The following is a 23,194-nucleotide window of genomic DNA, read 5'->3' as shown; positions in this document are numbered from 1 at the left end:
GCATGCTCTCCAGCGAGGATGTGATGCGTCGCCGCGCGACGTTGCTGCAAAAACTGCATATCGATGGCCCTTTGTTGATCCTGTTGCTGATTCTCGCCGCCGGCAGCCTGTTCGTGCTGTATTCGGCCAGCGGCAAGAACTGGGATCTGCTGGCCAAACAGGCCACTTCGTTCGGCATCGGTCTGGTGTCGATGATCGTCATCGCCCAGTTCGAACCGCGCTTCATGGCCCGTTGGGTGCCGCTCGGCTATGTGATCGGGGTGGTGCTGCTGATGGTGGTGGACATCATGGGCCACAACGCCATGGGCGCGACACGCTGGATCAACATTCCCGGGGTGATCCGCTTCCAGCCCTCCGAGTTCATGAAAATCCTCATGCCGGCGACCATCGCCTGGTATCTGTCGAAACGGACATTGCCGCCACAACTCAAGCATGTCGGCATCAGTTTGATGCTGATCGGTGTGCCGTTCATTCTGATCGTGCGTCAGCCGGACCTCGGTACTTCGCTGCTGATTCTGGCGGGCGGAGCGTTCGTGCTGTTCATGGGTGGGTTGCGCTGGCGCTGGATTCTCAGCGTATTGGCCGCCGCCGTACCCGTGGCGGTCGCCATGTGGTTTTTCATCATGCACGACTACCAGAAGCAACGAATCCTGACGTTCCTTGACCCGGAAAGCGATCCGCTCGGTACGGGCTGGAACATCATTCAGTCGAAAGCGGCGATCGGTTCCGGCGGCGTGTTCGGCAAGGGATGGCTGCTCGGCACCCAATCGCATCTGGACTTCCTGCCTGAAAGTCACACCGACTTCATCATTGCAGTACTTGGCGAAGAGTTCGGCCTGGTGGGCATTTGCGTGCTGCTGCTGATCTATCTTTTGTTGATTGGTCGGGGGCTGGTGATCACGGCACAGGCACAAACATTGTTCGGCAAATTGCTCGCCGGTGCATTGACCATGACGTTTTTTGTTTACGTTTTCGTCAACATCGGTATGGTCAGTGGCCTGTTACCGGTTGTAGGGGTGCCGTTGCCGTTCATTAGCTACGGAGGAACTTCGCTGGTGACATTGCTGTCAGCGTTTGGGGTTTTGATGTCGATCCATACCCATCGCAAGTGGATCGCGCAGGTTTGAATAAGGTGAAGATTTCAATGCAAGTAATGCGTGGCTGGGCGACTCGATGCGCGCCGTGGGTTGGCCTGGTAGGCATCCTCGGTAGCGTGCAGGACGCGCTGGCCGGCGAATACGAAGGCTCGCCGCAGGTGGCCGAATTCGTCGGTGAAATGACCCGCGACTACGGCTTTGCCGGTGAGCAACTGATGGGTGTGTTTCGCGAGGCGCAGCGCAAGCAGTCGATTCTCGACGCCATCTCCCGACCCGCCGAGCGGGTCAAACAATGGAAAGAATACCGTCCGATGTTCATCACGGACGCACGTATCGCCCGTGGTGTCGACTTCTGGCGTCAGCATGAGGCGACGCTGGCCCGTGCCGAACAGGAGTACGGCGTGCCGGCACAAGTCATCGTGTCGATCATTGGCGTTGAAACCTTTTTCGGACGTAATACCGGTAATTTCCGGGTGATCGACGCCTTGTCCACGCTCGGATTCGACTATCCTCCCCGTGCCGAATTTTTCCGCAAGGAACTGCGTGAGTTCCTGCTGCTGGCGCGTGAAGAGCAGGTCGATCCATTGACCCTGAAAGGCTCTTACGCAGGCGCCATGGGCCTGCCGCAGTTCATGCCGAGCAGCTTTCGCGCCTATGCGGTGGATTTCGACGGTGACGGTCACATCAATATCTGGACCAATCCGGATGATGCGATCGGCAGCGTCGCGAGTTATTTCAAGCGTCACGGTTGGGTCGCTGGCGAGCCAGTGGTCAGCCGTGCAGACGTACGTGGCGAGCAGGTCGATGAAGGCCTGACCACCGGTATCGAGCCGACGAAAACCGTTGGGGAGTTGCGAGCGCTGGGCTGGTCGAGTCATGATGCGCTGCGCGATGACATGCCAGTCACTGCATTTCGTCTCGAAGGCGAAAACGGCCCTGAATACTGGATGGGCCTGAAGAATTTTTACGCGATCACGCGTTATAACCGCAGCGTGATGTACGCCATGGCCGTACATCAACTGTCTGAACAGCTGGTAAAAGCACGGGGCGTCAAGTAATGCGGGCATTGCCTATCAACAAACCCCTGAAACTGGTGGCATTCACTGCGTTGGCGGTGCTGGTCGCCAGTTGTTCGACCAGCCGTTCACCGACTCAAAAGACATCGTCTACCGCTGTGCGCGCGCAGCCGGGTCTGGATATCAACCGGGCGCACAAAGACGGCGCGCCTTGGTGGGACGTCGATGTCTCGCGCATCCCGGATGCCACGCCGACCCTGCACACCGGCCCGTACAAGGCCAACCCTTACACGGTGCTGGGAAAAACCTATTTCCCGTTGCAAGAATCGAAGTCGTATGTCGCTTCTGGCACAGCGTCCTGGTATGGCACCAAGTTCCATGGCCAGAACACCGCCAACGGCGAGGTCTATGACCTGTACGGCATGAGTGCCGCCCACAAGACCTTGCCACTGCCAAGTTACGTTCGGGTGACCAATCTGGACAACAACAAGAGCGTGATTCTGCGGGTCAACGACCGCGGCCCGTTCTACTCCGACCGCATCATCGATTTGTCCTACGCTGCCGCCAAGAAGCTGGGGTACGCCGAAATCGGCACCGCGCGGGTCAAGGTCGAAGGCATTGATCCGCAACAATGGTGGGCTGCCAAGGGGCGTCCGGCACCTTTGATGCTCAACGAGCCGCAAGTCGCGCAAAATAGCGCTCCGGTGATCACGGCCTCGGCCGGCACCGTTGAGCAATGGACGCCGCCGGTGCAGCAACACGCCGCGGCCGTCGTGCCGGTTCAGCTCGATGCAAAAAAAAACGCTTCTGCACCAGCATCTGGCCAGTATCTGCAGGTGGGCGCGTTCGCCAACCCGGACGCTGCAGAGCTCCTGAGGGCGAAGCTCAGCGGGATGGTGAGCGCTCCGGTCTTCATCAGTTCGATCGTGCGCAATCAGCAGACCCTGCACCGGGTACGTCTGGGGCCGATCGGTTCGCCGGGTGAGATTGCCCAGGTACAGAACAGCGTCCGCCTGGCCAACCTTGGTTCGCCAAGTGTGGTTTCGGAGTAAGCAATACGCAGGACTTGATTGACGATTCACCAGCGATTGGGGGTGAATCAGGTTGTTGGCTCGTCGAAGAATAAAAGCCCGGCAAGGGTGACTGGAGTGAGCAACTGAACACGCGATGGCCCGTTAGAAGGCTGTCTGAATAGTTTTGCCCTAGGGCAAGTTTCCATTAGCGATTTCGAGAGACGGATGAACATCACCACCTTTGCCAAACGCCTGTGTCTGCTAGTCCCGCTGCTCCTCTCGCCCGCCGCCTTTGCGGCCGAGATGATGCCGTCGCCCCCTCAACTGGCCGCCAAAGCCTACGTCCTGATGGACGCCAGCAGCGGCAATGTGCTGGTAGAGAACAACGGTGATCAGCGTCTGCCACCGGCCAGCCTGACCAAACTGATGACGGCATACATCGCTACGCTGGAAATCCGTCGCGGCCAGATCGGTGAAAACGATCCGGTGACCGTCAGCGAAAACGCCTGGCGCACCGGCGGCTCGCGGATGTTCATCAAGGTGGGTTCGCAGGTCACTGTCAGCGACCTGCTGCACGGCATCATCATTCAGTCCGGCAACGACGCGAGCGTGGCGCTGTCCGAGCACATCGCCGGCAGCGAAGACGCCTTCGCCGACCTGATGAACAAAACCGCTTCAGAACTGGGCATGACCAATTCCCACTTCATGAACCCGACCGGTCTGCCGAATCCTGAGCACTATTCATCGGCTCACGACATGGCGATCCTGGCTCGCGCGATCATCCACGAAGACCCGGCTCACTATGCGATCTATTCGCAGAAAGAGTTCTTCTGGAATGGCATCAAGCAGCCTAACCGCAACCTGCTGCTGTGGCGTGACAAGACCGTTGACGGTCTGAAAACCGGTCACACCGAAGAAGCCGGCTACTGCATGGTGTCCTCGGCTGTACGCGACGGCCAGCGCCTGATCGCCGTGGTGTTCGGCACCAACAGCGAAGTGGCTCGCGCCGCTGAAACCCAGAAGCTGCTGACCTACGGTTTCCGCTTCTTTGAAACCCAGACCTTCTATCAGAAAGGCACCGAACTGGCTCAGGCCCCGGTGTGGAAAGGCACCACCAATCAAGTCAAGGCCGGCCTGGCTGAAGACCTGACCATGACCCTGCCCAAAGGCCAGTTGAAGAAGCTTGCGGCCAGCATGACCATGAACCCACAACTGACCGCGCCCATCGCCAAGGGCGACGTGATCGGTAAAGTCGAAGTGAAACTGGAAGACAAGGTTGTGCACAGCGCCGACCTGATCGCTCTGGACGCTGTCGAGGAAGGTGGTATCTTCCGCCGCATGTGGGATAGCATCCGTCTATTCTTCTACGGCTTGTTCAACTGATTTAGTGTTGACCTGCATGGCCCTGCTCCGATCCGGTGCGGGGCCATGCGCGTTACCACGGCTTAAGAGGCCGTTACGCCATGACCGATACCGAAGTAAAGGCGCCAAAGATCGAATTTCCCCAGACTGATTACCCGATCAAGGTGATCAGCGACACTGGCGTTGGCAACAAAGACAAGATCATCGCAATCGTCACAAAGCACGCGACCATCAATGATGAGCGTATCGACGAACGTCAAAGCACCAACGGCAAATACACGACTATCCAGTTGCACATCATCGCCACCGGTCAAGAACAGCTGTACGACATTAACAGCGAGTTGCGTGCGACCGGTTTTGTGCACATGGTGCTGTGATGTCTGGCACGCTGGGCTTTCGTGAGCTCGGCCAGATGGCTTACGAGCCGGTCTGGCATGCCATGCAACGCTTTACCAACGAACGCGGCAGCGATGCCGCTGACGAAATCTGGCTGGTCGAGCACCCTCCGGTGTTCACTCAGGGCCAGGCCGGCAAGGCCGAACACTTGTTGCTGCCGGGGGACATCCCGGTGGTGCAGGTCGATCGCGGCGGGCAAGTGACCTATCATGGCCCTGGCCAATTGGTGGCTTACTTGCTGCTGGATGTACGCAAGCTGGGTTTCGGCGTGCGTGATCTGGTGAGTCGCATGGAGCTTTGCCTGATCGAACTGCTGGCCAGCTACGGGGTGACCGCCGCGGCCAAGCCAGACGCTCCCGGCGTGTACGTCGATGGCGCGAAAATCGCTTCTCTGGGTTTGCGGATCCGCCACGGTTGTTCCTTTCATGGCCTGGCTCTGAACGTGGATATGAACCTGGAACCGTTTCGACGGATTAATCCCTGCGGCTATGCCGGGCTGGCGATGACCCAGCTGAGCGATCACGCAGGATCGATTGAATTTGCCGAGGTAAGTGCCCGGCTGCGCGCGCAGCTCGTCAAACACCTCGACTATGCTGAGCAGACGACCCTGACGGGCGGAATCGACTGATATGACTACTGATGCAGTGCAAACCATGATCCCGACGCTCGACGTGACCGAGCGCCCGGCCCCGCGTCCCAAGGTTGAAGCCGGCGTCAAGCTGCGCGGCGCCGAAAAGGTTGCACGCATTCCGGTAAAGATCATTCCAACCACCGAACTGCCGAAGAAGCCTGACTGGATTCGTGTACGCATCCCGGTTTCCCCGGAAGTCGACCGCATCAAGAGCCTGCTGCGCAAACACAAGCTGCACAGTGTCTGCGAAGAAGCATCCTGCCCGAACCTGGGCGAGTGCTTCTCCGGTGGCACCGCGACGTTCATGATCATGGGTGACATCTGCACCCGTCGCTGCCCGTTCTGCGACGTTGGCCACGGTCGTCCGAAACCACTGGACGTCAACGAGCCGCAAAGCCTGGCCATCGCCATCGCCGACCTGAAGCTCAAGTACGTGGTGATCACTTCGGTTGACCGCGACGACCTGCGCGACGGCGGTGCCCAGCACTTTGCCGACTGCATCCGCGAGATCCGCAAGCTGTCGCCGAACGTGCAACTGGAAACCCTGGTCCCTGATTACCGTGGCCGCATGGACGTCGCCCTTGAGATCACTGCAGCCGAGCCGCCGGATGTGTTCAACCACAACCTCGAAACCGTGCCGCGCCTGTACAAGGCCGCACGCCCGGGTTCGGACTACCAGTGGTCGCTGACCCTGCTGCAACGCTTCAAGCAGATGATGCCGCACATCCCGACCAAATCCGGCCTGATGCTGGGCCTGGGCGAAACCGACGAAGAAGTCATCGAAGTCATGAAGCGCATGCGCGAACACGACATCGACATGCTGACCCTGGGCCAGTACCTGCAACCGTCGCGCAGCCACCTGCCGGTGCAGCGTTTCGTGCACCCGGACACCTTCGCCTGGTTCGCCGAAGAAGGTTACAAGATGGGCTTCAAGAACGTTGCGTCGGGTCCGTTGGTGCGGTCTTCGTACCACGCTGACGAGCAGGCGAAGCTGGTCAAGGCTGAGCTGCTGGGTTCCTGACCCGGCGCTGATAGCGTCTAAAAAATACCCGCCTCGGCGGGTATTTTTGTTTGGGCCTGCCGCGCACTCTTTTGTTTGTCTTTGTACCTGACTACTGTGTGTATGAGTTCACAGGGAGACCATGGATGACCGTTCGACCGACCCACACCCTTTTTCCGCATAAACCCGTACCGGCGCTGCCATCCGAAGGGCTGATTGGCGTGATTGCCCCTGCCGGCCCCGGCGCACTGGACACTGACAAGGCTGTGCAGTGGATGCGTGCCCGCGGCTATGCGCTGAAAGTATTTCCCGGTGTCTACGAGAAGGACGGCTATCTGGCCGGCAGCGATGACGTGCGCCTCAACGACCTGCACGCCGCTTTCGCCGATCCTGAAGTCGACGCGATCATCTGCTTGCGCGGCGGCTACGGTACACCGCGCCTGCTGGACCGGATTGATTTCGACCTGTTGGGCCGTCATGCCAAGCCGTTTGTCGGCTACAGCGACATCACCGCACTGCATCTGGCGATCAGCCGCTACGCCGGGTTCGTGACCTTTCACGGGCCGTTGCTCAATGCCGACCTGCTGGGCGACAAGGAGCCGCCGACCGTCACCTCATTCTTCGCCATGCTGCGCGGTCAGTTGAAGGTGGGCAGCGTACTGGGCCACCCGGTGGCCTATCCATTGACCACCGTCGAACCCGGCATCGCTCACGGGCGTTTACTCGGCGGCAATCTGGCGATGATTGCCTCGACGCTGGGCACACCTTACGAAATCGATGTAGAAGGGGTGATTCTGCTGATCGAGGACGTCAACGAACCGCTGTATCGCATCGACCGCTTGCTCACGCAGATGCGCCTGGCCGGCAAGCTGGCCAAATTGCGCGGTGTGCTGGTCGGTGATGTCGCGGGGGTGGATACCGACGCGTTGAACCGCTTGCTCAAGCAGACGTTCGAACCATTGCGGATACCGGTGTTGTCGGGATGGCGCAGCGGGCATTGTGATCCGAACCTGACGCTACCGATGGGGGCTTTGGTGCGGCTGGATGCGGGGAAAAAAGAACTGATGCTGGAGCAGGATGTGGTTGTCCGTCGGTAGATAAGCACCGCCAGTCAATCAGCCTTCGCGAGAAAGCCCGCTCCCACATTCGACCGAATTCGCGCTATGAGAATGCAGTCAAGTGTGGGAGCGGGCTTGCTCGCGAAAGCGATATGCGCCTTGCGAAAATCTGACTACTGGGTACGAAGGCTCTCAAGCAGCTTGTGCGTCGGATACCCGTCCGCCGGCCAGCCAAATGCCTGCTGCGCACTGCGGATCGCCTTGCGGGTATTGGCGCCGATGATCCCGTCCGCCGTACCGGCATCGTAATTGCGCGCACTCAGCAAGCTTTGCAGCTCAACCCGCTCGGTACGGCTCAATGGCAGATCATCTTTTGGCCAGGTGCCGTTGATCAAACCGCCACCACTGAAGCGCTCCGACAACAGGCTGACCGCCAGTGCATAGGACGACGAGTTGTTGTACTTGAGGATCGCCCGGAAGTTATCGAGGATCAGGAATGCCGGGCCACGATAGCCGGCCGGCAGCAGCAGGGCGGCAGACAGTTGTTCGGTACCTGCGGGCACTTGACCACCATTGGGCATGATCACGCCCAGTTGACGCCACTCAGCCACGCTTTTGCGAATGGCACCGTCAGCGAGCGTGTAATTGAAGCTGCCTGGGAGTTGTACTTCAAAGCCCCACGGCTGACCATGCTGCCAGCCGGAGCTTTGCAGGTAATGTGCAGTCGAGGCCAGCGCGTCGGCCGGACTACCCCAGATGTCGCGGCGACCGTCACCGTCGAAATCCACGGCGTGGGTGTTGTAGGTGGTCGGGATGAACTGGGTCTGTCCCATCGCGCCAGCCCATGAACCGAGCATTTTCTCTGGCGTGATATCACCCTGTTGCAGAATCTGCAGGGCGGCGATCAATTGCGCATGGGCAAAGCCCGGCCGACGGCCTTCATAAGCGAGGGTGGCCAACGAATTGATGACCGACTTGCTGCCCTGGAACTGACCGAAGTTGCTTTCCATCCCCCACACCGACACCAGCGCCTGACGATCCACGCCATAACGCTGTTCGATGCTTTGCAGAATGTCGGCGTACTGGTTGATCAGCGCTTGGCCTTTGCGCACTCGCAGCGGCGACAGCGCGCCGTCCAGGTATTCCCATACGGGGCGTGAGAACTCCGGCTGACTGCGGTCGGCGCGAATAACGCTGGCGTCGAAGCTGACATTGGCAAACGCGCGATCAAACAGATCGGCGCGGATCCCGGCGGCCAGCGCATCCTTGCGGAAACCGGCCTGCCATTCGGCAAAGGTCTGGGTCGGCTGAAGATCGAGAGGGTCGGCGGACGGCACTACCGGCGGGATGATCGCTGGGGCCGTGGCGACAGGGGCGGCTTGAAGAGGTTGGGCGTCGGCGGCGGTGGGTTTTTCCGCGCAGGCGACAAGCAGGATGAAGCTTGTGGCGGCGATCAATTGGCGAACGGGCCAACGACGGGAAAGACTGAAGGGCATGCACAGTTCCAGGGGATACGAATCAGGTGCAGACCTTAACATGCCTGCGGAATGAAGCGGTTATCGGTCAGGTATTTGGACGAGGTCTATTTAGCCGGCTAATCACCATATGCCCTGAATTAGCGGGGCGCAACTGTCATTTCTATCAGCTATTCAGCAGTGTTTTTCCTCAATTCAATAGCCCATGCCGGCAGGATTGTGGTGGTTTGAATTTCTCGATCACTGCCTCTTGACGCACGTTGACGAGGAATTTCATATGAAAGGTAAAGCGCTTTTACTGCTGTTTCTTTTGCTGGCAGGGTGCTCTGTAAAAGGCCCTTCGCAGGAGCCTGTTCAAACTCAGCTGGGCGTACAGACTGCTACAGCGTTAGCCACCAGCGGCCCGGAAGTAGCCTCCGAATTGACGAGGCGTTATAGCGATACCACCACTCTTCGATGTGATGGTGTGGACTCCAGACCTGCCTTTCTTTGCAGTGGTATTTTGCTGCGTGGAACGGCCACTGCAGCCGGCTTTGATGTCTGGGATCCTAGCCCCACCGCTGAAAGGGTGGGAGGTACCTCATTTTCGTTTGTCCGCTCAGACTACAAAATGAAAAGACTGGCCATGAATTACAAGAAAGGACTGATTTTCTATCCTGTTTTGAAAACACCGTCAGGCAAACTCAAGATTGAAGTTCTGTGCTTCTTTCCCGTGGACGGGGATTCTGATCATCGTAGTGATCGGGGTTGTGGCGGGATTTCCGGCTATCCCTCAACCGTTGCCTGCGCTGCCCAAGGCATCAATACCCCTGAAAAATGGGCAGAGAATTACAACAAGCATGCTGTTCCTAGTCACAACAGGGCAGGTGTATGCAGTTTTGATGTCAGAGATTCGGCTAATACGCTGGCGGGCCCCAATTTTGTAAAGGGGATGCAGGCAGGACGTCTGGTGACGCCAAGAGCTTTTGACATACCCAATGACGTGAAAATGACGACATGGGCAAAGGGGCAGGCGAAAGTCTTGCCAATTGAGGCGTTCTTTTACGTGATTGTCGGAAACACATCGGGCTTGGCGGAAGTCCAGAGGGATCAGCGCCGATTCAAAGAGCTCACTGGTGAAACGCTGCCTATTATCAAAGTAACAATGCCGGCAACGCTGGCCGATAGAGTGACGTTTGCGTTTCAGGCGCAAGATCAGGCGGTGAATTGATTATCCGTTTCAAGCAGCCAGAAAGTAAGAAGCCTCCCAGCTGTCAGACTGGAAGGCTTCGCGGCGGTAGCTGCCTTTCCCCTTGGTTGGTCGTTCCTGGCGGGTGCGGAACAGGGGTTGGGCGATAATGGATTTGGCCTTGTTCGGGCCATGTTTCGATGGCTTTTTGCTCATGACGGATCTCTCGGTGGGTGGGTGTTGCGGGGCGAATAATCTGCCGATGTTGGACGTCTGTCCAGTCTCTGTTGTGTAGGAATGTTCTGATGCTTTCGCGAGCAAGCCCGCTCCCACATTCGACCGAATTCGCGCTATGAGAATGCAGTCAAGTGTGGGAGCGGTCTTGCTCGCGAAGGGCCGTTGTGCGGTTGAACGACTTACTCGGCAGGCAACGAAAGGCGCTGACCGGCCATCAACAACGCCAATCGGCTCAGGCTCATCCACGGCGACCCGGCAGCCTGGCCCTTGATCTGCGCATCGATGCGCTGGGCTTCGAGCAACAACTGCGCCCAGCGTTGCGCCGAGTAGCGTTGCAGGGCTTTGCTCATCAAGGGTTTGCGCTTGTCCCAGACCGGCGGTTTCGCCTGGCTGAAGCACTTGTCCAGCGGCGTGCCCTGGCTGTACTGCAGCGAGATATTGGCCAGCAGGCGCAGCTCTCGCGCCAATGCCCAGAGAATCACGGGCGGTTCGACACCTTCACCGCGCAGCCCTTCGAGCATGCGCAAGGCGTGAGCCGGTTCGCCGTTGAGCACGGCGTCGGTCAAGCCAAACACGTCGAAGCGGGCACTGTCCGCGACAGCGGCTTGCACCGTTTCGACGGTGATTTGCCCACCTTCGGCCATCAGTTTGAGCTTTTCGATTTCCTGCGCGGCGGCGAGCAAGTTGCCCTCCACGCGTGCGGCAATCAGTTCGACGGCGTCCTGGCTGGCCGACAATCCGGCCTGAGACAGGCGCTGACGAATCCAGCTCGGCAGTTGATTGGCATCCACTGGCCAGATCTGAATGAACTGGGTCTGCTGGCCTTCGACCAGCGCCTTGCCCCACTTGGTCTTCTGCGCGCTGCCATCGAGCTTGGGCAGGCTGATCAGCAGCACGGTGTCTTCAGCGGGACGCGAGCAGTATTCGATGAACGCAGCCGCGCCCTTGTCACCGGGTTTGCCCGATGGCAGGCGCAGTTCCAGCAGGCGCTTTTCAGCGAACAACGACATGCTGGCACCGGCCTGCAACAACGTGCCCCAATCGAAATTGGCGTCGGCGGCAAATACCTGACGTTCGTCAAAACCTTGTTGGCGGGCAGCACGGCGGATGGCGTCGGCGGCTTCCTGACACAGCAGCGGGTCATCTCCGCTGATGATGTAGACCGGCGCAAGGGAGCCCTGCAGGTGTTTGCTGAGTTGAGCGGGAGCGAGCTTCATAAGATCGGTCGAACGGGGCGCCTGAGCGCCCCGAACGTCTTACTGCTGCGGTACTTCGAGCGGCGACTGACGCGGGGTCTGCGCTTCAGCCTTTTGCGCCGCTTCGAGCGCGTCGGCTTCTGCCTTGGCCCGGTCATTGGCGGCTTGCTGCAGTTGCTGCAGTTGGTCCGGAGTCAGCTGTTGCAGGCGCAGCATCATGCGCTGAACCAGTTCGCGACGGGTCTCGCGACGGGCGTCGTTGGCTTCCTGATCGGAGCCGACGAGGTTGTTGCCGTCGTGAATGAACACCTTCTGCACTTCAAGCTTGTCGCTCAGCAGCGAAAGGTTTTTGTCACCACGGATGTCGTAGCTCAGGACAGTGCTGACCTGATACTCGCCCGTACGACCGGCACCGGCGTAGCTGAGGATGCGCTGGCTTTCCTGCTCGTCAGCCAGATAGAGCTTGTACGGCGCGCCGCTGTAAACCTTGACGCCGCTGGACTCCAGTACCTGACGCAGTTGCGTGACGGTATCGCCGTAGGCGTTGCGGGCACTCAGGTCGAGTTCCTTGATCGCCAGTTCGTTGGTGCCGGTACCGCGCAGCTGGAAACCACAGGCGCTCAACAGGACGGCGAGGCCCATCACCAGCAGATTGCGTTTGATCATTGTGTTGCTCCCCTTGAAACCAGGTGGGCCGACCGTGCGGCCCGAAAGGTTTTACTCGGCGCCAGGCGAACCTGACGCCCGATCCAATTAGCTGGCGACAATATTGACCAGTTTCCCGGGCACTACGATCACTTTACGAATAGTCAGGCCGTCGACAAAACGCAGCACGTTTTCGTTGGCGCGCGCTGCCGCTTCGACTTCTTCACGGGTTGCGCTGGCCGGCATGTCGATCTGGCCACGCAGCTTGCCGTTCACTTGAATGACCAGTTGCAGGCTGTCCTGTACCAGCGCGCTGTCATCCACCGCCGGCCAGCCAGCGTCGATCACGGCGTCAGCGTGACCCAGCTGATTCCACAACTCATGGCTGATGTGCGGCGTGATCGGAGCCAGCAGCAGTGTGACGGCTTCCAGGCCTTCGTGAATCAGTGCGCGATCCTGTTCGGTGCCTTGCGCGGCTTTTTCCAGCACGTTCATCAGCGTCATCACTTGAGCGATGGCGGTGTTGAATTTGTGGTTCTGGCCGACGTCGTGGCTGGCCTGTTTGATGGCCAGGTGGATCGCACGGCGAACGGCTTTCTGCTCGTCGTTCAGGTTGGCGATGTCCAGTTTGCCCGGCAGGCCCTGAGTAACGTGGGCTTGAGCCAGACGCCAGACGCGCTTGAGGAAGCGGTGCGAACCCTCTACGCCGGAGTCGGACCATTCAGCGCTCATGTCAGGCGGCGAGGCGAACATCATGAACAGGCGGCAGGTATCTGCGCCGAACTGATCGATCATCGACTGTGGGTCGACGCCGTTGTTCTTGGACTTGGCCATCTTCTCGGTGCCGCCGATTTCCACCGGCAGGCCGTCGGATTTGAGCTTGGCGCTGATGACCTTGGCTTTGCTGTCACGTTCGAGTTCGACGTCCGCCGGATTGAACCAGGTGTAAGCGCCATTGGCTTCGCGGCGGTAGTAAGTCTCGGCGATCACCATGCCCTGGGTCAGCAGGTTCTTGAACGGCTCGTTGGAGCTCACCAGACCTTCGTCACGCATCAGCTTGTGGAAGAAGCGCGCGTAGAGCAGGTGCAGGATGGCGTGTTCGATGCCGCCGATGTACTGATCCACCGGCAGCCAGTGGTCGGCTGCGGATTTTTCGACCAGGCCACCTTCAAAGTGCGGCGAAGCGTAACGGGCGTAGTACCACGACGACTCGACGAAGGTGTCCATGGTGTCGGTTTCACGCTTGGCAGGCTGGCCGCATTTCGGGCAGGTGCACTCGTAAAACTCGGGCATGCGCGCCAGTGGCGAACCAGCGCCGTCCGGCACCACGTCTTCCGGCAGGACGACAGGCAGTTGATCTTCCGGTACCGGTACGTCACCGCACGCATCGCAGTGGATGATCGGGATCGGGCAGCCCCAGTAGCGCTGACGGCTGATGCCCCAGTCGCGCAGGCGGAACTGGGTGCGCGAGGCGCCGAGCTCTTTCTTGATCAGGGCCACTTCCATGGCGTCGAACGCGCCAGCGAAGTCCAGGCCATCGAATTCGCCGGAATTGATCAGGGTGCCGTGCTCGCCGTAGGCGTCTTGCCACGGGGCCGGGTTGGTCTCGCCGGAGCTGGTACGCACGACCGATTTGATCGGCAGGTTGTACTTGTGGGCGAACTCGAAATCACGCTCGTCGTGAGCCGGCACCGCCATGACCGCACCGTCGCCGTAGTGCATCAGCACATAGTTGGCGACCCATACCGGCAGTTTTTCGCCAGTCAGCGGGTGCTCGACGAACAGGCCGGTCGGCAGGCCTTTTTTCTCTTGAGTGGCGACGTCGGCTTCAGCGACGCTGCCGCCCTTGCATTCGGCGATGAACGCTTGCAGCGCTGGGTTGTTCTGCGCAGCCAGAGTGGCCAGATGATGCTCGGCAGCCACGGCGACGTAGGTCGCGCCCATCAGGGTGTCCGGACGGGTGGTGAAGACTTTGAGCGTGCCGGCTTCGCCGATGGAGTCGACGTTGTACGGGAACTGCACTTCCATGCCGCGGGATTTGCCGATCCAGTTGCGCTGCATGGTCTTGACCTGTTCCGGCCAGCCAGTCAGTTCGTCGAGGCTCTCCAGCAGCTCATCCGCGTACGCGGTGATCTTGAAGTAGTACATCGGGATTTCGCGCTTTTCGATCAGCGCGCCGGAACGCCAGCCGCGACCGTCGATGACCTGTTCGTTGGCCAGAACGGTCTGGTCGACCGGGTCCCAGTTCACGGTGCCGTTTTTACGGTAGATCACGCCTTTTTCGAACAGGCGAGTGAACAGCCATTGTTCCCAGCGGTAGTAATCCGGCTTGCAGGTAGTGACCTCGCGGGACCAGTCCACCGCCAGGCCCAGGCTGCGCAGCTGGGACTTCATGTAGGCGATGTTTTCGTAGGTCCACTTGGCCGGGGCCACGTTGTTCTTCATCGCGGCGTTTTCCGCCGGCATGCCGAAGGCGTCCCAACCCATCGGTTGCAGAACGTTCTTGCCTTGCATGCGCTGGTAGCGGGAGATCACGTCGCCGATGGTGTAGTTGCGCACGTGCCCCATGTGTAGCTTGCCGCTGGGGTAAGGGAACATCGACAGGCAGTAGTAAGTCTCCTTGCCTGGCTGTTCACTGACTTCAAAGGACTTTTGCTCATCCCAGAACGACTGGGCGGCGGCTTCGATCTCACGGGGCTGATATTGTTCGTGCATGGCTACTTTTGTACTGGATAGGGGTGGCCTAATCCTCTTCAACGCGGCATTCGGGATGGCCCGGACGAGCTGGAAGTGGAATGACAGGAAGCGCCGTAGCATACATGACCGCGCTTGGCCTAGGGAAACCCTGATTACAGCTGTTTGGCCCGGTCAATCCATGGCGAGGGCCGTTGGTCGCGGCGTACAGCCGGTTTGTGCAGCGAAGCTAAGCTCTAACTGGGGAGTGAGTCTTATTGTCAATGAGGTGAGGGATGGTGGAGTCACAGCAAAAAAACGTTACGAAACCCGAGTTGTACGAACGGTTGATGGATCGTCTGGGCATGGCTCTGGACGCTGCAAAAACCGCTGGCCGGCTGCGCGATGAGCGCCCCCTGGAACTGGAATTGCGTGACTTGAGCCCCGCCGAGTTCAAACTGGTCAAGGCTTATCTGGATCGCAGCGAACGTGAAACGCACGGATGCTTGTCGCAGGCAGTGAAGCAGCTCGATGCAACGCATTCCGCCAAGGTCATCTGGCTTAAGGACCGGGCGCCCGGCAGAGAATCCGTCAAGGTTCGCTCTTTGCAGGCCAAGTAAGCGCATGGCAGGTCAAAAAACGGATCTTTTTCAACAGGATCCCACCTATCGGTTGTCACGCATTATTAACACTCTTACGCTTCGGGCATCTTTGGAGATGCCCGATGCCTTTTCGTTATTTCATCAAACAACTTCTATTGCCGCCCGGCATTTTATTATTGCTGTTGCTGGCGGCGTGGTGGTTGCGCCGCTCCCGTCCGCGTCTGGCCGGATTGTGTTTCGCCATCGGTTTTGGCGGGTTCTGGTTGATGAGCCTGCCGGTGGTCGTGCAGTGGGGCGCCAAGGCGCTTGAGCGTGAGCCACCGCTGGCCCGGGACGAGTGGGCGACGCTGGCACAGCGGGCCGATGCGATTGTGGTATTGGGTTCGGGCCGTGAGCGCGGCGATCTGGCCTGGGGCGCGGATCAGCCGACCGGCGTGGGGCTTGAACGTCAGCGCTACGCGGCGCGACTGGCCAAGGCATCGGGTTTGCCGATCCTGACCAGTGGCGGTCTGCATTACGGTACGCCGCCGACGGAGGCGAAATTGATGGCGGACTCGTTGCGTGATGACTTCGGCGTGACTGTGCGTTGGCAAGAGGGGGCGAGCCGTACGACCTGGGAAAACGCTAAGTTCACCGCCGATATGCTGCTGCCGCAGGGGATCAAGCGCGTGGTCGTGGTGACACAGGCCTGGCACATGCCGCGCTCGGTCTGGAGTTTCGAGAAGGCGGGATTTGAAGTAGTGCCGGCACCGGTCGGGTTCCTGGGCACGGATAACGCGAGGCCGCTGGGCGGCTGGATGCCGGAGTTCAAGTCGATCTGGCAGAGCGGCCAGTTGTTGAATGAGGCGGTGGGGCAGGTGGGGTATTCACTGTTTTACCGGAGTGAAGCAGTCGCCGATTGATTGAGTGTTGCTAATGGCCTCTTCGCGAGCAAGCCCGCTCCCACATTTGGAATGCATTTCAAATGTGGGAGCGGGCTTGCTCGCCAAGCTTTTAAAGGGTTTTTGACATCCGGCTCGCCATCAGTGCCCAGCCAAACAGCAGCAAGCAGACAATGATCAACGGCCACGAACGCCATCGCAGATACGGCGTCAGGTTGTGCATCGGTACCACCTCACCGTACAAAACGCCCTGCTCGAACTGCGGAATCTGTTCGGTGATCTGCCCGAACGGGTTGATCAAACCGGTCACGCCGTTGTTGGTCGCACGGATCATCCAGCGTCCGGCCTCCAGTGCGCGCATCTGTGCCATCTGCAAGTGTTGCAGCGGACCAATCGACGTTCCGAACCAGGTGTCGTTGCTGATCGTCAGCAGCAGATCGCTGCGGGCCGACAGGCTGGCGGCAAACTCCGGATACACCACTTCATAGCAGATGAACGGTGCGATCTGATAACCCTTGGCCTGCAACAGTGGCTGATCGGCCGGGCCGCGAGCAAAATCGGACATCGGCAGATCGAAGAAAGCGATCAGCCCGCGCAGAATGTCCTGCAACGGCACGTATTCGCCGAACGGCACCAGTTTCTGTTTCAGGTAAGTGCCATCGCCTTCGCCGACCACGGTGATGCCATTGAAGAAGCGCTTTTCGTGACGAACCGTTTTGCGAATCGGCACGCCGGTGATCAGCGCCGATTTACGCTCGGCGGCAAAAGTGCCCATCATGTTCAGGTAGCCCTCGGCGGACTCCTTGAGCACCGGCACGGCGGTTTCCGGCCAGATCAGCAGGTCCACCGGTTTGGAACGCAAGCTCAAGTCGCGGTACAGCGCCAATTGTGCGTTGAGCTGTGCCGGGTCCCATTTCATGCTTTGTTCGACGTTGCCCTGAATCGCCGCGACGCTCAACGGCGCGCCGGACGGGCTGGTCCAGGCATGGCCCTTGAGCGCAATACCTGCCACCCACGGCCCAACCAGCAACAGCAGGCCGGCCGCGACAAAACCCTTGCGGCCGGATTTGATCAGGCGTGGGGCGTTGTAGATCAGTGCAGCGGTGAGTGCCAGAACGAACGACACCAGCCACATGCCACCCACCGGTGCGAGTCCGGCCAACGGGCCGTCGAGTTGGCTGTAACCGGAATACAGCCATGGAAAACCGGTGAGGAACCAGCCGCGAAACGCTTCCTGGCCGACCCATAACGCGGCGAACGCCAAGGCGTCGGCCAATGGCGCCTCATTACGGCGAAGCCAGCGCGCCCAAAGCCAGGCGGGCAAAGCAAAGAACCAGGCAATGGCGGCGGTGAACAGCAGCATCAGGAAACCAGCCAGCAACACCGAAGCGCCGCCGAAGTGGTGGATGCTGTAGTAGATCCAACTGGTGCCGGCGCCGAACAGGCCGAAACCGAAGCACCAGCCACGTCCCAGTGCCTGGCGGGGGCTCAGCTCGCGCAGCCCGGCATAGAACAGGCCGACCGCCAGCAATGCCAGCGGCCAGATGTTGAACGGTGCCAGCGCTAACGTGGTGATTGCACCGGCCGCCACGGCCAGCAGGTTACCGGGCCAGCCGGGGCGGGTTGTCCAGCGCATTTCAGTCCTTAGAATTAACGTGCGATTGGCGTGAGTCGCAGCAAGTGAATCCGACGGCTGTCGGCGTTCAGGATGCGGAAACGATAGGCGCCGATTTCAGTGATTTCGTTGCGTTTTGGCAAGTGTCCGAACGCGCTCATCACCAGACCGCCGACGGTGTCGAACTCATCGTCGGAGAATTCGCTGTCGAAGAACTCGTTGAAGTTCTCGATCGGTGTCAGGGCTTTGATCAGGAAGTCGCCACTTGGCAGCGGCTTGATGTAGCTGTCTTCTTCGACGTCGTGCTCGTCTTCGATGTCGCCGACGATTTGTTCGAGCACGTCTTCGATGGTCACCAGACCCGCCACACCGCCGTACTCGTCGATGACGATGGCCATGTGGTTGTGGTTGGCGCGGAATTCACGCAGCAGCACGTTCAGTCGTTTGGACTCCGGCACGAAGGTGGCCGGGCGCAGCAGATCCTTGATGTTGAAGCTGTCGCCATTTTCCTTGAGGATCAGCGGCAGCAAGTCCTTGGCCAGCAGCACGCCCATCACGTCGTCATGGCTTTCGCCGATGACCGGATAGCGCGAGTGGGCCGAGTCGACCACGGCCGGGAGGAACTCGCGGGGTGTCTGGGTCGCCTTGATGCTGATCATCTGCGAACGCGGCACCATGATGTCGCGTACTTGCAGGTCAGCCACCTGAATGGCGCCTTCGACGATGGCCAGCGCTTCGCTGTCCAGCAGTTTGTTCTGATGTGCATCGCGCAGCAGCTCTAAAAGCTCCTGGCGGTTCTTCGGCTCGTGGGCAAAAGCCTGGGTCAGTTTACCCAGCCATGACTTCTGCCCGTTGCTCGATCGATCTTCGCTCATAGCGATTACTCTGAATCCTTTGTTGTAACGATAGGGGATGTTTCGGGTTCGTCGTCCGCGTACGGATCGGGGTAGCCCAGTTCAGCAAGCAACTCGCGTTCCAGTGCTTCCATTTCTTCGGCTTCCTCGTCATCTATATGGTCGTAACCGAGCAGATGCAAGCAGCCGTGAATGACCAGATGTGCCCAGTGGGCCTTAAGTTCCTTGCCCTGTTCAGCAGCTTCGCGCTCAACCACGGCCACGCAGATCACCAGATCGCCGAGCAGCGGGATGTCGAGAAACTCGTCGGGCACTTCCGCGGGGAACGACAGGACGTTGGTCGCGTAGTCCTTGTGGCGCCAGGTGTGATTGAGCTCGCGGCCTTCTTCCTCGTCGACCAGGCGAATGGTCATTTCCGAGTCGGCGGTGCGCTGGCGCAGGGCCAGTTCGCACCATTGGCGGAACGCAGCTTCACTCGGGGCGTTCGCGTCGGTCGCGATTTGCAGGTCTAGCTCAAGCATCGCGCGAAGTTTCCTTGGGTGCATCGGCGCGGCTTTCGAAGCGCTCGTAGGCTTCGACGATCCGCTGCACCAATGGGTGGCGCACGACGTCCTTGGGCTGGAAGTGCGTGAAACTGATGCCCGGCACGTCCTTGAGAACTTCGATCACATGGTGCAGCCCGGATTTGGTGCCGCGCGGCAAGTCGACCTGGGTGATGTCACCGGTGATCACTGCTGTGGAGCCAAAGCCGATACGGGTCAGGAACATCTTCATCTGCTCGACGGTGGTGTTCTGGCTTTCGTCAAGAATGATGAAGCTGTTGTTCAGCGTACGGCCGCGCATGTAGGCCAGCGGCGCGACTTCGATCACCTGACGCTCGATCAGCTTGGCCACGTATTCGAAACCGAGCATTTCGTAGAGCGCGTCGTAGAGCGGGCGCAGGTATGGGTCGATTTTCTGGGCCAGATCGCCGGGCAGGAAACCGAGTTTTTCACCCGCTTCGACCGCTGGACGCACCAGCAGGATGCGACGGATCTGCTCGCGTTCCAGAGCATCGACAGCGCAGGCCACGGCCAGATAGGTCTTGCCGGTACCGGCCGGGCCGATGCCGAAGTTGATGTCGTTGCCGAGGATTTCCTTCACATAGCGCAGTTGATTCAAGCCGCGTGGGCGAATCATGCCTTTTTTGGTGCGCAGGGCGACGGAGGCTTCGGCGGGGGCGTGGTTGTCCAGTTCTACAACGGCCGATTCCTGGAGGAACAGGTGCACCATGTCTGGCGACAACTCGGTACCTTTGGTCTCCCGGTACAGGCGGCGCAGCAGGTTTTCCGCAGAAGTGGTGTGCTTGGGGTCGCCGATCAGCTCGAACTGGTTTCCGCGGTTGCGGATCTCGATGGTCAGGCGCTGTTCGATCAAGCGCAGATGCTCGTCGAATTGCCCGCACAGATTGGCGAAGCGGCGAGCCTCAAAGGGCTCGAGGATAAAACGATGTGGTTCGATGGGTGCGTTCAAGGTCGTATTTAGCCGCCCTGGGGCAATTAGGATGAAATCAAGGATAACGCCAGTGGCGTGGGTGCGAAAGCTCTTAAATATCGCAAGGTCAATCACAGGCCTTGTGGAAGCGGGCTTGCTCGCGAAAGCGGTGTGTCAGCAACGTTGATAGTGGCTGAAGCGACGTCTTCGCGAGCAAACCCGCTCCCACAAGGGACATGTGTTGCTACTGGATCAGCGAGCCGCGCAGCGAGTGCGGTTGCGCCGCGTCGATGTGCACGTCGGCGAACTGACCGATCAGCGTTGGATTGTCGCAGCGGAAGTTGACGATACGATTATTCTCGGTGCGCCCTTGCAACTCGCCCGGGTCTTTTTTCGAATAGTCGGTTACCAGAATCCGCTGGATCGAACCGACCATTTGTCGGCTGATTTCGAAACCTTGCTGATTCAAACGATGTTGCAGCGCGTCCAGGCGTTCTTTCTTCAGCTCTTGCGGGGTGTCATCCGCCAGATCGGCAGCCGGGGTGCCCGGGCGTTGGCTGTAGACGAACGAGTAGGAAAAGTCGAAGCCAACGTCGGCAATCAGCTTCATGGTCTGTTCGAAATCTTTCTCGGTCTCGCCGGGGAAGCCGACGATGAAGTCCGAGCTGATGCAGATCCCTGGCACGGCAGCGCGCAGTTTGCGCAGCTTCGATTTGTACTCCAGCGCCGTATGGTTACGCTTCATTGCCGCCAGAATCCGGTCCGAGCCCGACTGCACGGGCAAGTGCAGGTGCTTCACCAGTTCCGGCACATCGGCGTGGGCCTGGATCAGGCTGTCGGAAAACTCCAGTGGATGCGAGGTGGTGTAGCGAATGCGGTCGATGCCGTCGACGGCCGCGACTACGCGGATCAGTTCGGCGAGATCGGCCAGGCGCCCGTCGTGGGTGGTGCCGCGATAGCCGTTGACGTTCTGGCCCAGCAGGGTCACTTCACGCACGCCGTTTTCGGCCAGGTGGATGATCTCGGCGATCACGTCATCGAACGGGCGGCTGACTTCTTCGCCGCGGGTATAAGGCACCACGCAGAACGTGCAGTACTTGCTGCAGCCTTCCATCACCGACACATAAGCGCTCGGGCCATCGATGCGCGGCTCGGGCAAGTGGTCGAATTTTTCGATTTCCGGGAACGAGACGTCCACTTGCGGCAGCTTGCTGCTGCGCGCCGCGTCGATCATTTCCGGCAGGCGGTGCAGGGTCTGCGGGCCGAACACCACGTCGACGTACGGCGCGCGATCGCGGATCGCCGCGCCTTCCTGGCTGGCCACGCAACCGCCGACGGCGATTACCATGTCCGGGTTGGCCAGTTTCAATTCGCGCCAGCGGCCGAGTTGCGAATACACCCGATCCTGGGCGCGCTCGCGGATCGAGCAGGTGTTGAGCAGAATCACGTCGGCGTCTTCCGCGCGAGCGGTGACTTCCAGGGCCTGATGTTCACCCAGCAGATCGACCATGCGCGAGCTGTCGTACTCGTTCATCTGGCAACCGTGGGTTTCGATGTAAAGCTTCTTGGCCATGGATTTTGATCGTCACGTGATTCAAAGAACCGCGCATTATAGGGAACAAGCCCTCAGGTTCCTACCGCTGTGCGTCCGGTGGCTATGCTATAGTTTGCGCCCTCATTTTTATCCCCGATGTTATCCGCCCGCCATGACCAAACGCGAAGCTCCAATCTACAAGGTGATTTTCCTCAATCAGGGCCAGGTATTCGAAATGTACGCCAAGCAGATCTATCAAAGTGATCTGTGGGGTTTCCTGGAAGTGGAAGAGTTCGTCTTTGGCGAGCGCACGCAAGTGGTCGTCGATCCGAGCGAAGAAAAGCTCAAGGCACAGTTTGAAGGCGTTGTGCGCAGCTTTGTGCCGATGCATTCGATCGTGCGCATCGACGAAGTCGAACGCCTCGGCACCCCGAAAATCAGCGAAGCCCGCGGTGCGGTCGGCAATGTAATGCCGTTTCCGATGCCGATGCCTGAGAAGTAAGGCTCAGGACCGAGTCGCCTCATTCGCGAGCAAGTCGAATCGTCGCACCGTCGCTCCCACAATTGATCTTCAGTGTTCAGAAGATCCCATGTGGGGGCGGGCTTGCTCGCGAAGAGGCCAGAAAAATCCGTACAGAATTCAGGGAAGGGGCGAGAACGGCGTACGCCCATCGGCGCTTTGCAGTTCCATCAGGTATTTACGGAAAATTTGCCCGAGTACCTGAGTGGCGGTTTCGAGATCTTCGCGGGACATTTTTTCGGAGACTTCGTCGGCTGTGTCGAGCGCCTCTTCGGCGCCGTTGACCGCGGCCATCTTCAGTACGATGTACGCCTGAATGTTGTTGGCCTGCACGCCTTCACCGTGGAAGAACATGGTGCCGAGCTTGAATTGCGCCTGGGCGTGGCCTTGCAATGAGGCCTTTTCGAAATAGCTCAGGGCTTGATTGAGGTCGCGCGGCGCATTCTTGCCGTCGTAGTAGAACTCGCCCAACTCGTATTGCGCTTGCGCATCCCCTTCATCCGCCGCTTTCTGGCAGGCAGCCAATGCCTGCGTGACGTCTTGCGGCTGAGTATTGAGGGTGCAACGACCCATCGCCGGGATCAACAACGAGTTGCCGCCTGCTTGTGCATGCGCGAGCAGGGGCTGAAGGAGCAACAGGCAGCCCAAGGCAAGGGTGCGGCCGGTGCGGTTCATGGGAATCGACTTACCTCTGAAGGGCACGCGGACCCATCGAGGGATCCAATAAGCGCGCATTATGAAATAAGCA

At 59.4% G+C, this 23,194-nt stretch carries 23 protein-coding genes; 12 read left to right on the top strand and 11 right to left on the bottom strand.

Annotation, left to right across the window (positions count from 1 at the left end; all coding sequences use genetic code 11):
* Positions 1–23: 23 nt before the first annotated feature.
* From rodA to AACY18_RS09115, 8 genes are all read left to right on the top strand, one after another.
* The gene (gene rodA, locus AACY18_RS09150) at positions 24–1,127 is read left to right on the top strand and encodes a rod shape-determining protein RodA (RefSeq protein ID WP_221730279.1); all 1,104 of its coding nucleotides are present in this window, start codon (positions 24–26) and stop codon (positions 1,125–1,127) included.
* 17 nt (positions 1,128–1,144) lie between these two features.
* A complete protein-coding gene (gene mltB / locus AACY18_RS09145) occupies positions 1,145–2,155 on the top strand; it encodes a lytic murein transglycosylase B (protein WP_339464725.1) in 1,011 nt (336 codons plus the stop codon).
* The gene (locus AACY18_RS09140) at positions 2,155–3,165 is read left to right on the top strand and encodes a septal ring lytic transglycosylase RlpA family protein (RefSeq protein ID WP_339431350.1); all 1,011 of its coding nucleotides are present in this window, start codon (positions 2,155–2,157) and stop codon (positions 3,163–3,165) included. Before mltB ends, AACY18_RS09140 begins: the two co-directional genes overlap by 1 nt.
* A gap of 186 nt (positions 3,166–3,351) precedes the next feature.
* Positions 3,352–4,509 carry a D-alanyl-D-alanine carboxypeptidase family protein gene (locus AACY18_RS09135; protein ID WP_221730187.1) on the top strand — a complete coding sequence of 386 codons (1,158 nt, stop codon included), beginning with the start codon at positions 3,352–3,354 and terminating at the stop codon, positions 4,507–4,509.
* A gap of 80 nt (positions 4,510–4,589) precedes the next feature.
* On the top strand, positions 4,590–4,865 hold the full coding sequence (locus tag AACY18_RS09130) for a DUF493 domain-containing protein (protein ID WP_221730186.1): 276 nt from the start codon (positions 4,590–4,592) through the stop codon (positions 4,863–4,865).
* Complete coding sequence (lipB, locus tag AACY18_RS09125) at positions 4,865–5,512, top strand: lipoyl(octanoyl) transferase LipB (RefSeq protein WP_038361904.1); 648 nt, start codon at positions 4,865–4,867, stop codon at positions 5,510–5,512. The genes AACY18_RS09130 and lipB overlap by 1 nt, the downstream gene beginning before the upstream one ends.
* A 25-nt stretch (positions 5,513–5,537) precedes the next feature.
* The gene (gene lipA, locus AACY18_RS09120) at positions 5,538–6,536 is read left to right on the top strand and encodes a lipoyl synthase (protein WP_167394918.1); all 999 of its coding nucleotides are present in this window, start codon (positions 5,538–5,540) and stop codon (positions 6,534–6,536) included.
* Positions 6,537–6,661: 125 nt separating this feature from the next.
* Entirely contained in the window at positions 6,662–7,612 is a 951-nt protein-coding gene (locus tag AACY18_RS09115) for a S66 peptidase family protein (RefSeq protein WP_339431351.1), read from the top strand.
* Positions 7,613–7,746: 134 nt separating this feature from the next.
* Here AACY18_RS09115 and AACY18_RS09110 read toward each other — a convergent pair whose 3' ends face one another.
* Positions 7,747–9,069, bottom strand: a complete 1,323-nt coding sequence (locus AACY18_RS09110; RefSeq protein WP_339464724.1) for a lytic murein transglycosylase — start codon at positions 9,067–9,069, stop codon at positions 7,747–7,749.
* A 256-nt stretch (positions 9,070–9,325) separates the two neighbouring features.
* On the opposite strand from AACY18_RS09110, the gene AACY18_RS09105 reads away from it, so the two are divergent.
* The gene (locus AACY18_RS09105; RefSeq protein ID WP_339431353.1) at positions 9,326–10,258 is read left to right on the top strand and encodes a hypothetical protein; all 933 of its coding nucleotides are present in this window, start codon (positions 9,326–9,328) and stop codon (positions 10,256–10,258) included.
* A 9-nt stretch (positions 10,259–10,267) separates the two neighbouring features.
* Here AACY18_RS09105 and arfA read toward each other — a convergent pair whose 3' ends face one another.
* The 4 genes from arfA to leuS form a co-directional block, all read right to left on the bottom strand.
* Complete coding sequence (gene arfA / locus AACY18_RS09100) at positions 10,268–10,432, bottom strand: alternative ribosome rescue factor ArfA (RefSeq protein WP_339464723.1); 165 nt, start codon at positions 10,430–10,432, stop codon at positions 10,268–10,270.
* 200 nt (positions 10,433–10,632) lie between these two features.
* A complete protein-coding gene (holA, locus tag AACY18_RS09095; protein ID WP_339464722.1) occupies positions 10,633–11,670 on the bottom strand; it encodes a DNA polymerase III subunit delta in 1,038 nt (345 codons plus the stop codon).
* 39 nt (positions 11,671–11,709) lie between these two features.
* The gene (locus AACY18_RS09090; RefSeq protein ID WP_221730181.1) at positions 11,710–12,315 is read right to left on the bottom strand and encodes an LPS-assembly lipoprotein LptE; all 606 of its coding nucleotides are present in this window, start codon (positions 12,313–12,315) and stop codon (positions 11,710–11,712) included.
* An 87-nt stretch (positions 12,316–12,402) separates the two neighbouring features.
* Complete coding sequence (leuS, locus tag AACY18_RS09085; RefSeq protein WP_339431355.1) at positions 12,403–15,009, bottom strand: leucine--tRNA ligase; 2,607 nt, start codon at positions 15,007–15,009, stop codon at positions 12,403–12,405.
* Positions 15,010–15,263: 254 nt separating this feature from the next.
* Here leuS and AACY18_RS09080 point away from each other — a divergent pair, with 254 nt between their 5' ends.
* Together AACY18_RS09080 and AACY18_RS09075 are read left to right on the top strand one after the other, a co-directional pair.
* The gene (locus AACY18_RS09080; protein ID WP_339431356.1) at positions 15,264–15,587 is read left to right on the top strand and encodes a hypothetical protein; all 324 of its coding nucleotides are present in this window, start codon (positions 15,264–15,266) and stop codon (positions 15,585–15,587) included.
* A 104-nt stretch (positions 15,588–15,691) separates the two neighbouring features.
* Positions 15,692–16,471, top strand: coding sequence for a YdcF family protein (locus AACY18_RS09075; RefSeq protein WP_339431357.1), 780 nt, complete (start codon positions 15,692–15,694; stop codon positions 16,469–16,471).
* Positions 16,472–16,562: 91 nt separating this feature from the next.
* On the opposite strand, the gene lnt is transcribed toward AACY18_RS09075, so the two are convergent.
* The 5 genes from lnt to miaB form a co-directional block, all read right to left on the bottom strand.
* The gene (lnt, locus tag AACY18_RS09070; protein ID WP_339431358.1) at positions 16,563–18,086 is read right to left on the bottom strand and encodes an apolipoprotein N-acyltransferase; all 1,524 of its coding nucleotides are present in this window, start codon (positions 18,084–18,086) and stop codon (positions 16,563–16,565) included.
* A gap of 14 nt (positions 18,087–18,100) precedes the next feature.
* A complete protein-coding gene (locus AACY18_RS09065; protein WP_007909641.1) occupies positions 18,101–18,940 on the bottom strand; it encodes an HlyC/CorC family transporter in 840 nt (279 codons plus the stop codon).
* 5 nt (positions 18,941–18,945) lie between these two features.
* Positions 18,946–19,440 (bottom strand): rRNA maturation RNase YbeY, encoded by a 495-nt coding sequence (ybeY, locus tag AACY18_RS09060; protein ID WP_339431359.1) that lies wholly within the window; start codon positions 19,438–19,440, stop codon positions 18,946–18,948.
* Positions 19,433–20,431 carry a PhoH family protein gene (locus tag AACY18_RS09055; protein WP_339431360.1) on the bottom strand — a complete coding sequence of 333 codons (999 nt, stop codon included), beginning with the start codon at positions 20,429–20,431 and terminating at the stop codon, positions 19,433–19,435. The genes ybeY and AACY18_RS09055 overlap by 8 nt, the downstream gene beginning before the upstream one ends.
* Before the next feature lie 205 nt (positions 20,432–20,636).
* Positions 20,637–21,965, bottom strand: coding sequence for a tRNA (N6-isopentenyl adenosine(37)-C2)-methylthiotransferase MiaB (gene miaB / locus AACY18_RS09050; RefSeq protein ID WP_339431361.1), 1,329 nt, complete (start codon positions 21,963–21,965; stop codon positions 20,637–20,639).
* Positions 21,966–22,098: 133 nt separating this feature from the next.
* On the opposite strand from miaB, the gene AACY18_RS09045 reads away from it, so the two are divergent.
* Entirely contained in the window at positions 22,099–22,428 is a 330-nt protein-coding gene (locus tag AACY18_RS09045) for a DUF1820 family protein (RefSeq protein ID WP_003185742.1), read from the top strand.
* A gap of 138 nt (positions 22,429–22,566) precedes the next feature.
* Here AACY18_RS09045 and AACY18_RS09040 read toward each other — a convergent pair whose 3' ends face one another.
* Complete coding sequence (locus AACY18_RS09040) at positions 22,567–23,121, bottom strand: tetratricopeptide repeat protein (protein WP_042561233.1); 555 nt, start codon at positions 23,119–23,121, stop codon at positions 22,567–22,569.
* Positions 23,122–23,194: the final 73 nt, after the last annotated feature.

The sequence above is a fragment of the Pseudomonas sp. EA_65y_Pfl2_P74 genome (assembly GCF_963970575.1).
Classification (GTDB): domain Bacteria; phylum Pseudomonadota; class Gammaproteobacteria; order Pseudomonadales; family Pseudomonadaceae; genus Aquipseudomonas; species Aquipseudomonas baetica_A.
Note: the sequence above shows the minus strand (reverse complement) of the source record. Positions and strands in the feature narration are given on the sequence as shown.

Excerpts from the sequence above, each read along its gene's own strand:
- rodA (WP_221730279.1), top strand. The coding sequence starts at position 24 with ATGCGTCGCCGCGCGACGTTGCTGCAAAAACTGCATATCGATGGCCCT.
- mltB (WP_339464725.1), top strand. The coding sequence starts at position 1,145 with ATGCAAGTAATGCGTGGCTGGGCGACTCGATGCGCGCCGTGGGTTGGC.
- AACY18_RS09140 (WP_339431350.1), top strand. The coding sequence starts at position 2,155 with ATGCGGGCATTGCCTATCAACAAACCCCTGAAACTGGTGGCATTCACT.
- AACY18_RS09135 (WP_221730187.1), top strand. The coding sequence starts at position 3,352 with ATGAACATCACCACCTTTGCCAAACGCCTGTGTCTGCTAGTCCCGCTG.
- AACY18_RS09130 (WP_221730186.1), top strand. The coding sequence starts at position 4,590 with ATGACCGATACCGAAGTAAAGGCGCCAAAGATCGAATTTCCCCAGACT.
- lipB (WP_038361904.1), top strand. The coding sequence starts at position 4,865 with ATGTCTGGCACGCTGGGCTTTCGTGAGCTCGGCCAGATGGCTTACGAG.
- lipA (WP_167394918.1), top strand. The coding sequence starts at position 5,538 with ATGATCCCGACGCTCGACGTGACCGAGCGCCCGGCCCCGCGTCCCAAG.
- AACY18_RS09115 (WP_339431351.1), top strand. The coding sequence starts at position 6,662 with ATGACCGTTCGACCGACCCACACCCTTTTTCCGCATAAACCCGTACCG.
- AACY18_RS09110 (WP_339464724.1), bottom strand. The coding sequence starts at position 9,069 with ATGCCCTTCAGTCTTTCCCGTCGTTGGCCCGTTCGCCAATTGATCGCC.
- AACY18_RS09105 (WP_339431353.1), top strand. The coding sequence starts at position 9,326 with ATGAAAGGTAAAGCGCTTTTACTGCTGTTTCTTTTGCTGGCAGGGTGC.
- arfA (WP_339464723.1), bottom strand. The coding sequence starts at position 10,432 with ATGAGCAAAAAGCCATCGAAACATGGCCCGAACAAGGCCAAATCCATT.
- holA (WP_339464722.1), bottom strand. The coding sequence starts at position 11,670 with ATGAAGCTCGCTCCCGCTCAACTCAGCAAACACCTGCAGGGCTCCCTT.
- AACY18_RS09090 (WP_221730181.1), bottom strand. The coding sequence starts at position 12,315 with ATGATCAAACGCAATCTGCTGGTGATGGGCCTCGCCGTCCTGTTGAGC.
- leuS (WP_339431355.1), bottom strand. The coding sequence starts at position 15,009 with ATGCACGAACAATATCAGCCCCGTGAGATCGAAGCCGCCGCCCAGTCG.
- AACY18_RS09080 (WP_339431356.1), top strand. The coding sequence starts at position 15,264 with ATGGTGGAGTCACAGCAAAAAAACGTTACGAAACCCGAGTTGTACGAA.
- AACY18_RS09075 (WP_339431357.1), top strand. The coding sequence starts at position 15,692 with ATGCCTTTTCGTTATTTCATCAAACAACTTCTATTGCCGCCCGGCATT.
- lnt (WP_339431358.1), bottom strand. The coding sequence starts at position 18,086 with ATGCGCTGGACAACCCGCCCCGGCTGGCCCGGTAACCTGCTGGCCGTG.
- AACY18_RS09065 (WP_007909641.1), bottom strand. The coding sequence starts at position 18,940 with ATGAGCGAAGATCGATCGAGCAACGGGCAGAAGTCATGGCTGGGTAAA.
- ybeY (WP_339431359.1), bottom strand. The coding sequence starts at position 19,440 with ATGCTTGAGCTAGACCTGCAAATCGCGACCGACGCGAACGCCCCGAGT.
- miaB (WP_339431361.1), bottom strand. The coding sequence starts at position 21,965 with ATGGCCAAGAAGCTTTACATCGAAACCCACGGTTGCCAGATGAACGAG.
- AACY18_RS09045 (WP_003185742.1), top strand. The coding sequence starts at position 22,099 with ATGACCAAACGCGAAGCTCCAATCTACAAGGTGATTTTCCTCAATCAG.
- AACY18_RS09040 (WP_042561233.1), bottom strand. The coding sequence starts at position 23,121 with ATGAACCGCACCGGCCGCACCCTTGCCTTGGGCTGCCTGTTGCTCCTT.